A 9098-nucleotide genomic window follows, 5' to 3' on the forward strand; every position below is an offset into this window, starting at 1 on the left:
ATCTAAACGAAAGCGCAATGTTTCTGATGAACCCATCCGGCGAGCACCCAGTGCGAGGCGGGAGGTATGACGCCCTTGTCACTCAGGTCGAATGTGCGAGGGCACGGATTCCAGATGCACCACTAGCGTGGCTGCGCGGGGGACCCGCTTATGAGCTGGCGGGGTGAGCCGCTTTCTTTGCTTAGCTTTCTTTGCGGCGGCAAAGAAAGTAAGTGCCGCCCCGCACAGGGGCGACGCTAATAGACCGATAAGAAAACAAGGAAAGGCCAACGCCACAGACAGAAAGACAGAAAGACAGAAAGACAGACAACAAACACCGCATAACTAATCAATCAAGAAACCCACCGCCGCAGGCAAGCAAAAAAAGACCCAAACCAACCCTCACCCAGCGCCCCGCGCAAACGCATACTCATGTAAAGCATCAATCACCCGATCAAACTCGAACGACTTATCGTAAAAGTGCCGCACACCATATTGCTCGCAACGCTCCCGATACGCCGGCAAGGCGTGATTCGTCAGTACCGCGGAAAACACCGAATCGATCAGCCCCTCGCGCTGCAAATAAGCAAGCACCGGCACCCCCGACCCCTGCTTCAGTTGCAAATCCACAATCACCGCATCAAAAGCTTCATCGCTCAACAAAGCAATCGCCTGATCGGCAGAATCCGCATACGCGGCCACCCGCAGCAAACCCGAGGCGTCGATCGCCTCGACCAGGCTTCTGCGAATCAGCGGCGAATCCTCGATCAGCAGCACGCGCAACGGCGCGCGGCTGGCTGGCTCGGCAACAGGGTTCGATTCGCTATTCATCGGTGTGTCTCGATCATTCATTATTCGATCAAGCCGTTCTTGATCGCGTAATAAGTCAGATCGGCATTGTTCGCCAACCGCATCTTCTCCAACACGCGAGCTCGATACGTACTCACGGTCTTCACGGACAAATGCAATTCCTCCGCAATCTGAGTCGGAATCTGTCCCGCCGCAAGCTTGCAGAAAATCTGGAACTCGCGCTCGGATAACGCTTCGTGCGGCCGCCCCGCAGCCGGCTTGTCAAGATTATCGGCCAGCGTGTCGGCCACCGCCTCCGACAGGTAACGGTGCCCGCGTGCCACTGCGCGAATCGCCCGCACAATCTCCTCGGGCTCGCAATCCTTGTTGAGGTAACCGTTGGCGCCCGCCCGCAACAGATTGATCGCGTACTGGCTCTCCGGATACCCCGACAGAATCAGCACGCCCTGCTCCGGCCGCACCTGCCTGATCACACGCAACGTGTCGATGCCGTTCTTGTCCGGCATCGCAATGTCGAGCAACACGACATCGAATGCCTGCTCCCGCACGAGGCTAATGGTTTCGTCGCCGGTCGCGGCTTCGGCCGCCACGCACATGTCCGGCTCGTCAGCAACGAACTGCCTGAAACCACCTCGGACGATCGCATGGTCGTCAGCTATCAACACTCGAATCATCGGTCTCGTGTCCGTCCAATAGGATTGCTCCAAAGCAGACATTGTAATGACCTTCGCCAGTGCCTCGGTCGAAGGCATAAAGCCACAGCGGTACAAGCAGCATCATTGCCGGCGCGGGACACCATCCAGACCCTCCCGCGCCAGCAATCTGCGACTGAATAAGCGCGGCAGCCGAAGCGACCATTCGCATTGCGCACGCCCCGCGCCCGTCGATTCGCGCTTCTCGACATCGATGCTTATCGAAATCCGCTTCTCGACATCCTCTTGCTCGTCGCCCGCTTGCTCGTCGTCCGCGCTTCTCCGCGTCAACCTCAGGCTGTTTATTCGCGGCCTTCGAGCAGATCCGCCATATCGTCGGCATGCTCTTCTTCCACAGCGAGAATCTCCTCGAACAAACGACGCGTCGTCACGTCCTTCTCGCCCAGATAATGCACGATCTCGCGATACGTATCGATCGCAATCCGCTCCGCGATCAGATTCTCGCGAATCATGTCCGTTAGATTGTCGCCTTCCTTGTATTCCGAATGCGAACGCGTCTTCAATCCGTCCGGCGCAAAATCCGGCTCGCCGCCAAGCTGCACGATGCGCTCGGCAATACGGTCGGCATGCTCCTGCTCTTCCGCCGCATGTTCCGCGAATTCCGCCGCCACCGCCTCGGAGTTGATGCCCTTGGCCATGAAATGATGCCGCTTATAACGCAGCACGCAGACGATTTCGGTCGCCAGCGAGTCGTTGAGCAGTTTCAGCACCGTCTCACGATCCGCGCCGTAGCTCTGCGTGACCGGCCCATCCGACATGTGCTTGCGCGCGTCGTCGCGGATCTTTTGAATATCCATCACGAACGGATCGCTGGATTGAGATGCTGCGCCTTGGGCGCCAGAAGACTTTGCCATTGATTCTCTCCTTTATCCGGTATTGGGGGAATTGCGTAGCACGCACGAATCGCGCCTGATACGCCGGTTTAAGGACGGCGTATTCGTCTACGTTCGGAAGACGCCGAGCAGCAGCGTGACCACAAACACGACGAGGAAAATGTAGAACAGGATCTTCGCGATTTCCGCAGCGCCTGCCGCGATACCGGTAAAACCAAACACGGCGGCGATGATCGCAATCACGAAAAAAACGATGGCATAGTGAAGCATGGCGACTCTCCTTTGTTGGTATCTGCATAACAACGAAGCTGGAGTGAACCTGAGCGCTCCAAACGCAAATCTGAAGCGCAAACCCGAAACGAACTGCGCCCTCACCATCGCGGGAACGGCACCCACCGACCTCATCGGGCGGCGCTAATCGATGATTTTCTTCGTCACCACGAAGCCAAGCACGAGGAACACCACGCACAGAATCACGAACACGACAAACAGGAACTTCGCAATTGCCGCCGCGCCCGCGGCTACGCCGGTAAAGCCAAGAAGGCCGGCGATCACGGCCACGACGGCAAAGAACAACGCCCATTTCAGCATGATGGCTTCCTCCAGAATCAATCAATGAACGACCAGGTTCATCCTATCGATCGGCAAAGGCGGGCGCATTCCGACGCACGCCGTTTTTCGTGTGAGAATCCGCTTACATTGGATTACGACAGCGTTACGCCACTTGCCGCGGTCACCTAGGCGCGAAGGATGCGACTCGAGGGCAACGCACGCTCTCCGTCCTCGAATCATCGAGCCGGCGAACGTTACACTGATGCCGCACCCCAGGAGCCGAATGTGCCGAATGTGTCGAACCCGCAGAAACCAGCTGCCGCCGCGCGACTGAGCGACTGGATGCGCAATCGCAGTTGGGCGATCGCGATGACCGTGGCGATCGTCATCACGGTGGGCGGCCTCGTGATTCTCGAAACCGCGCGCGAGCGCATTGCCGCTGAATACGAAACCGCGCTCGAAGCACGCGACATCACCGTGCAATTGAGCACGCTCGCCAGTCAGCTAGCCAGTCTGAGCGCACACCAAAGCGATTTTCTTCTGACGAAGCAGGACGCGTCCGCTCACGGCTTTTGCGCGACCGCTGTGCGCATCAGGCAGAACGAACAACAGCTGAACAGCTTCTACCGTGGCGGCAAAGCGGACAGCGCCGAACTCGCGAGCTTCACACAGATCGCCGCATTGATCGACGCGCGCATCGGTGCGGGCGCTGCTGCATTGCAGCGCGCGGCACCGCGGCCGCTCGATCTCTCCGCCTGCGGCAGCGCGAGCGAAGTCAGTCCCGCCGACGCCGCCCTGGTCGACAACACCCTCACGCTGCTGCGCGACAACGAGGAGCGCCGCGCACAGCACGCACTCGACGCGAGCCGCGCCGACCAGCGCATCTCCACACTGTGCGCGGCCGGGCTGTCGGCGCTGAACATCGTGCTGTTCATCCTGCTGTTTCGCAATCTCGGGATCCAGATGGATCGGCAAGCGCGCGTGCAGCGTCAGTTGATCACGCAACAGGAAGAGCTCGACCAGCTCGTCAATGAACGCACGCGTCAGCTCGAAGCGCTGGGCTGGCACTTGCAGGCCGTCAGCGAAAACGAAAAAACCCAGCTCGCGCGTGAACTGCACGACGAACTCGGCGCCATTCTGACCGCGAGCAAGATGGACGTGGCCTGGGCCAACCGCAAACTGAAGGACAGCGCCCCGGACATCTCGGAGAAACTCAAACGCGCACTCGCCAATCTCGACCAGGGCATCGCGCTGAAGCGCCGCATCATCGAGGACATGCGGCCCACCGTGCTGGCGAACTTCGGCCTGGTCACCGCGCTGCGCACCCTCGCCGACGAAGCCGCGCAGCGCAACAACTGGATACTCGAATCGCATCTGCCCGCCGACGACATCCAGCTCGACGAGCAAACCGAGATCGCGCTCTTTCGCGTGGCGCAGGAGTCGCTGACGAACGCGGCCAAGTACGCGCACGCTTCCAGGGTATCGATCGCCTTGCAGGTCGGCGACGGTCAGGTAGCGCTGCATATCGCCGACAACGGCGTCGGCATCATGCCTGCCGATCTGAAACGCACGCACACCCACGGCCTGCTCGGCATGCGCCAACGCGTCGCCGCGCACGGTGGGCGCTTCGATATCCAGCGCGGCGTGCCGAGCGGCACCGACATCCATGTGGTGATGCCGAGTGTCAGCACGGCAACCCCATCGGTCGATCTGCCGCCTTCAATGCCGTCGCGAACGTCCGTGGAATAAGGGCTTGCGATCTATTGCAGAAACCCGTGTAGGAGTGCGCCGACGCAAACACCGGAGCACGCCTACGAAAAAAACGCAGCGCAACTGACAGCGCGAACCCCGCCCTTTTTTTACCATGCAATCAGACCGGATCGACTGGCGTAAGCCCCGGTCGGGACGACAGCTAGCCCAGCTAGCACGGGCCGTAAAACATAGGCACGTCAACCGATGCACTCTCGACAAGGAGAACTTTCATGAATCGACTGATCGCTTTGCTTCTCATTGCAGGGACGGCCGCGCTCGCCGGTTGCAACACAATGGCGGGAGCTGGGCAGGATATTTCGAAGGGTGGCAACGCCATCACGAACTCAGCGGAACAAGCCAAGTGAGTTAGGGGTCCCCCATCAATTGCCGGGTGCCGCGCGGCGCCTTGCAATGCATGATCTCCACAGCCCGTCGCGGGAAACCGCTGCGGGCTTTTTTCATGGCCCGAGCCGCCTGATCCTCGGGCGGGCTCGCCAAACAAAACGGCGATCCACGCACGTGGATCGCCGCTCTGTCCTCCCAGGCACTGTCGCTTATCGTGTGTATCGCATGCTATGTACGCATGCTGATTCGCAGGCTTGTTGGCGTCTTTATTGGTGTCTTTATTGGCGTCTTTATTGGCGCCTTATTGGCCCGTCAGCGTGTTCGACAGTTCGACGCTCGGCGTGCTCGTATTGCCGTTCTGTGCAATCAGCAGATGGATCTGACCCGGCACGAGCTGGCTCAGCGTCCCGGCGATCGGCACTGACGTCACCAGCCAGTCGGCGTTGTTCGACAGCGAGAAAGACTGCGACTGGAAGATCGGCGTCTTGCTGCCCGCTACCGTCGCGATCAGCACATATTGGCCGCCGGATACATAGATCGAATCCTGGCCGCTTGCCGGCACCGCGTTCTTGAACGATACGCCCGCCATCGTCGGGCTGACTGCGCTAATGTTAGTGCTGGTAGCCTGAACCAGATAGAAATCGAGGTTGGTCGCGTTAGCCGATGCGTTGAAGCCGCGCAGGCGCGCGCTGTTGGACAGCAGGCCCTTGTCGAACGGATCGTCGATCAGGCCGATATCCGGCGCGGCCAGGCCCGGCAACGCCAGCACCGTGTATTCGTGGCCCTTCGCCACATCGGGGAAGTTGCCGCTCGCCAGCGCGGTCGTCGTGCCGGTGGCCGAGTAGCCGACGTTGGTCGAACCCGTGTTGATGTTGGTGAAGTTCGTCACGCCCTTGTAGGCGATATTCGTTTGGCCCGATGGCGCCGTGCCGTTCACGAGAAAGTCGACTGACGGACCGCCCGGAATGGCGTGGATGAAATGAATCTCCGGGTTGGTCAAACCGAGTTCCTTGCCTACGTCGTCGGAGCCGCCGCCGCATGCGGTCAAAACGGATGCAGCCGCAACCACAGCCGCCATGGTTCGGATCATTTTCATTGTGTTCACCTATATCGTTGTTGGGCGCTCGACCCGTTAATTTGTGGGCGCTCCGCTTCGGACATCGCGCCGTCTGAAGCCTCGTCCGTCGGACGTTGAAACGGCTTCGGCCCGGCTCTCCGAAATGAAGTGCCCCCTCCTATCCCTGCTGCACATCGCGCCTGTTTTGTGTGAGCGGCGCGGTCCGTGTCGATGGACGCTCGCATTCAGCAATGCGTGTGCCGCAGGCTCCGATATGGCGTATGGACCCTGAAGAATGTCTTACGGAGCAACGAGTTGCGGGGATTAGAATTTTTCCTCGGAGGGTTGGCCCGATCAGCGGTGTATTGTTCGTGCGCATCCAAACCTTACACGGTCCCGTCCATGCCTTACCAACAATTACTCGCTGAACTCGACCTCGGCTTCACCCGTTTGCGCAACCGCGTGGTGATGGGTTCGATGCACACCGGTATGGAGGACCGTTTCTGGAATTACCCGAAGCTCGCCGCGTATTTCCGGGAACGCGCGAAAGGCGGGGTCGGCCTGATCGTCACGGGCGGCATCTCGCCGAACCGGCAAGGCTGGCTGCTGCCCTTCGGCGGCACACTGAATTCGGTGTTCGATCTGCGCAATCACCGCTTGCTGACGGAAGCCGTGCATGCCGAAGGCGGCAAGATCGCATTGCAGATCCTGCATGCGGGCCGCTATGGCTATCAGCCGTTCGTCGTGTCGGCGTCGGCGCTCAAGTCGCCGATCTCGAAGTTCAAACCGCGCGCGCTTACCGAAGCCGGCATTGCGCGCACCGTTCGCGACTACGCACGCTGCGCGCACCTCGCCCAACGCGCGGGCTACGACGGCATCGAGATCATGGGCAGCGAAGGCTATCTGCTCAACCAGTTCCTGTGTCCGCGCACCAACCAGCGTGCCGACCGCTACGGCGGCAGCATCCAGAACCGCATGCGGCTGGCGCGCGAGATCGTCGAGCGTGTGCGCGCGGTGTGCGGCGAACGCTTTATCGTGGTGTACCGGATCTCGCTGATCGATCTGGTGGAAGGCGGCAACACCTGGGAAGAAACCGTGCAGGTCGCTCAGGCGCTCGAGGCCGCAGGCGTCACGATGTTCAACACGGGAATCGGCTGGCACGAAGCACGCGTACCGACCATCGTGACCTCGGTGCCGCGTGCGGCATTCGCTGCGCTCAGCGCGCGGCTGAAGGCGGCGGTCAAGGTCCCCGTGATCGTGTCGAACCGCATCAATACGCCGGAGGTGGCGGAAGCACTGCTCGCTCAGGGAGCCGGTGATCTGGTGTCGATGGCGCGGCCTTTGCTGGCCGATCCCGAGTTCGTGCTGAAGAGCGCCGAGGGACGCGCGCACGAAATCAACACCTGTATCGCCTGCAATCAGGCCTGTCTCGATCACACGTTCAGGAACCAGCGCGCGACTTGCCTCGTGAATCCGCGTGCGGGCCGCGAGACCGAGCTGGTCTATCGGCCGCTCGCAAGTCCGCAGGCCGCGCGTTCGGTCGCGGTGGTCGGCGCGGGTCCGGCGGGACTTTCAGCAGCGAGCGTCGCGGCAGCGCGCGGCCATCGCGTGACCTTGTTCGATGCGAGCGCAACCATCGGCGGCCAGTTCAATCTGGCCATGCGCGTGCCGGGCAAGGAAGAGTTCAGCGAAACCATCCGCTATTTTCAGAGCCAGTTGCAGCGGCATCGCGTCGACGTGCGGCTCGATACGCGTGTCGATCCTGCACTGCTCGCGGCGGGCGCTTACGACGATGTGATCGTCGCCACCGGCATCGTGCCACGGAGCCCGGCGATTGCCGGCATCGACGGAGCGAACGTGCTGTCTTACGTGGATGTGCTGCGCGGTGCGCCGGTGGGACGCCGGGTCGCGGTGATCGGTGCGGGCGGGATCGGCTTCGACGTCAGCGAGTTTTTGCTGCATCGCGCCGGCGATCCTCTGCCGATGCCGCGCGATGCGTGGCTCGCCGAATGGGGTGTCGATCTCGCGGTACGGGAGCGCGGCGGCCTGAAACCGCCGGCGCCGGTGCAGCCGTTCCGCGAGATCTGGCTGTTGCAGCGCAAGGCCGGCAAGCTCGGCATGGGGCTCGGCAAAACATCGGGCTGGGTGCATCGCGCGACCTTGGCCAGAAACGGCGTGAAGATGCTGGGAGGCTTGTCGTATCTGGAGATCAGCGAACGCGGTTTGAAGATTGCGCGCGCGGGTGTCGAAGAATGGCTCGAGGTGGACACGATCGTTGTGTGCGCCGGGCAGGAATCGCTACGCGATCTGTATCCGGAAACGGCGGCACGAGGTGCGGACAAGACGAGTGGTGCGAATGGAATTCAAGGCGCTAACCACGCGACCAGCCCCAATGGTTCGAAGGTTCCGCGCTATCACGTGATCGGCGGCGCGAAGGTCGCGACCGAACTGGATGCGAAACGCGCGATTCGCGAAGGCGCGGAAGTGGCGGCGGCGCTCTGAAGAACGTGGCCGCTGTGCTGTGACGCGACGGCAAGCGCACGTATCCGCCGCGCTCTCAAGCAACGAAACACAGGACGCGGCGACCGAGGAGCGAGAGACAGGCAGCAGACAGCGAGCCGCCCGCGCCTCAAGCGAGGCCCTTCTTCCGGTAGTCGAACCAGAAAGACAAACCCACGCTGGCCAGAATCACGACGGTCGCAATCACCGTCGAATGCGTGACCGGCTCACCGAGCAATACCGCGCCAAGCGCCACCGCGACCACCGGATTGACGTACATGCAACTGCTGGCGATGATCGGACTCGTATGCCGGATCAGAAAGCCGTACGCGACGTAGGCGGCCATCGTGCCGATCAGCATCAGGTAGATGAAGGCCAGCACCGGCAGCACATGCACCTCCGTCATCCGCTCGCCCGACGCCCACGCGACCAGTGTCGACATCGCGCCGCCCAGGCCGATCTGCAGCGACGTCGATAGAAACAGGTCCGACGGCAGTTTCAGCCGTCCGGCAAGATGCGCGCCGCCGGCCCAGAAGAGCGCGCCGCAAAGCATCGCGA

Annotated in this window: 10 protein-coding genes; 3 read left to right on the forward strand and 7 right to left on the reverse strand. The window is 61.3% G+C overall.

The window, feature by feature from the left end; translation table 11 throughout:
- Positions 1–381: 381 nt before the first annotated feature.
- The 5 genes from QOC89_RS24090 to QOC89_RS24110 form a co-directional block, all read right to left on the reverse strand.
- Positions 382–831: a response regulator gene (locus QOC89_RS24090; RefSeq protein ID WP_323047312.1), complete on the reverse strand. Its 450-nt coding sequence runs from the start codon at positions 829–831 to the stop codon at positions 382–384.
- On the reverse strand, positions 831–1463 hold the full coding sequence (locus tag QOC89_RS24095; protein WP_323047313.1) for a response regulator transcription factor: 633 nt from the start codon (positions 1461–1463) through the stop codon (positions 831–833). The genes QOC89_RS24090 and QOC89_RS24095 overlap by 1 nt, the downstream gene beginning before the upstream one ends.
- Before the next feature lie 320 nt (positions 1464–1783).
- Positions 1784–2356 (reverse strand): ferritin-like domain-containing protein, encoded by a 573-nt coding sequence (locus QOC89_RS24100; RefSeq protein WP_323047314.1) that lies wholly within the window; start codon positions 2354–2356, stop codon positions 1784–1786.
- Between the two features lie 87 nt (positions 2357–2443).
- Entirely contained in the window at positions 2444–2605 is a 162-nt protein-coding gene (locus QOC89_RS24105) for a DUF1328 domain-containing protein (RefSeq protein WP_006052455.1), read from the reverse strand.
- 144 nt (positions 2606–2749) lie between these two features.
- On the reverse strand, positions 2750–2926 hold the full coding sequence (locus tag QOC89_RS24110; RefSeq protein WP_179733025.1) for a DUF1328 domain-containing protein: 177 nt from the start codon (positions 2924–2926) through the stop codon (positions 2750–2752).
- 303 nt (positions 2927–3229) lie between these two features.
- On the opposite strand from QOC89_RS24110, the gene QOC89_RS24115 reads away from it, so the two are divergent.
- Both QOC89_RS24115 and QOC89_RS24120 read left to right on the forward strand, forming a co-directional pair.
- Positions 3230–4636, forward strand: coding sequence for a sensor histidine kinase (locus QOC89_RS24115; RefSeq protein WP_323047318.1), 1407 nt, complete (start codon positions 3230–3232; stop codon positions 4634–4636).
- A gap of 233 nt (positions 4637–4869) precedes the next feature.
- The gene (locus QOC89_RS24120) at positions 4870–5004 is read left to right on the forward strand and encodes an entericidin A/B family lipoprotein (RefSeq protein WP_012433647.1); all 135 of its coding nucleotides are present in this window, start codon (positions 4870–4872) and stop codon (positions 5002–5004) included.
- 281 nt (positions 5005–5285) lie between these two features.
- Here QOC89_RS24120 and QOC89_RS24125 read toward each other — a convergent pair whose 3' ends face one another.
- On the reverse strand, positions 5286–6080 hold the full coding sequence (locus tag QOC89_RS24125; RefSeq protein WP_323047315.1) for a DUF4397 domain-containing protein: 795 nt from the start codon (positions 6078–6080) through the stop codon (positions 5286–5288).
- A gap of 363 nt (positions 6081–6443) precedes the next feature.
- Here QOC89_RS24125 and QOC89_RS24130 point away from each other — a divergent pair, with 363 nt between their 5' ends.
- A complete protein-coding gene (locus QOC89_RS24130) occupies positions 6444–8543 on the forward strand; it encodes an NADPH-dependent 2,4-dienoyl-CoA reductase (RefSeq protein WP_323047316.1) in 2100 nt (699 codons plus the stop codon).
- Between the two features lie 127 nt (positions 8544–8670).
- Here the strand turns inward: QOC89_RS24130 and QOC89_RS24135 are convergent.
- Positions 8671–9098, reverse strand: a 428-nt coding sequence (locus QOC89_RS24135; protein WP_323047317.1) for an EamA family transporter, incomplete at its 5' end; no start/stop codon positions are given.

Source organism: Paraburkholderia sp. (genome assembly GCF_034668105.1).
GTDB lineage: Bacteria > Pseudomonadota > Gammaproteobacteria > Burkholderiales > Burkholderiaceae > Paraburkholderia.

What these genes read in the sequence shown, in the direction of transcription:
- QOC89_RS24115 (WP_323047318.1), top strand. Translation starts at nt 3,230, where the DNA reads ATGCGCAATCGCAGTTGGGCGATCGCGATGACCGTGGCGATCGTCATC.
- QOC89_RS24090 (WP_323047312.1), bottom strand. Translation starts at nt 831, where the DNA reads ATGAATGATCGAGACACACCGATGAATAGCGAATCGAACCCTGTTGCC.
- QOC89_RS24125 (WP_323047315.1), bottom strand. Translation starts at nt 6,080, where the DNA reads ATGAAAATGATCCGAACCATGGCGGCTGTGGTTGCGGCTGCATCCGTT.
- QOC89_RS24120 (WP_012433647.1), top strand. Translation starts at nt 4,870, where the DNA reads ATGAATCGACTGATCGCTTTGCTTCTCATTGCAGGGACGGCCGCGCTC.
- QOC89_RS24100 (WP_323047314.1), bottom strand. Translation starts at nt 2,356, where the DNA reads ATGGCAAAGTCTTCTGGCGCCCAAGGCGCAGCATCTCAATCCAGCGAT.
- QOC89_RS24105 (WP_006052455.1), bottom strand. Translation starts at nt 2,605, where the DNA reads ATGCTTCACTATGCCATCGTTTTTTTCGTGATTGCGATCATCGCCGCC.
- QOC89_RS24130 (WP_323047316.1), top strand. Translation starts at nt 6,444, where the DNA reads ATGCCTTACCAACAATTACTCGCTGAACTCGACCTCGGCTTCACCCGT.
- QOC89_RS24095 (WP_323047313.1), bottom strand. Translation starts at nt 1,463, where the DNA reads ATGATTCGAGTGTTGATAGCTGACGACCATGCGATCGTCCGAGGTGGT.
- QOC89_RS24110 (WP_179733025.1), bottom strand. Translation starts at nt 2,926, where the DNA reads ATGCTGAAATGGGCGTTGTTCTTTGCCGTCGTGGCCGTGATCGCCGGC.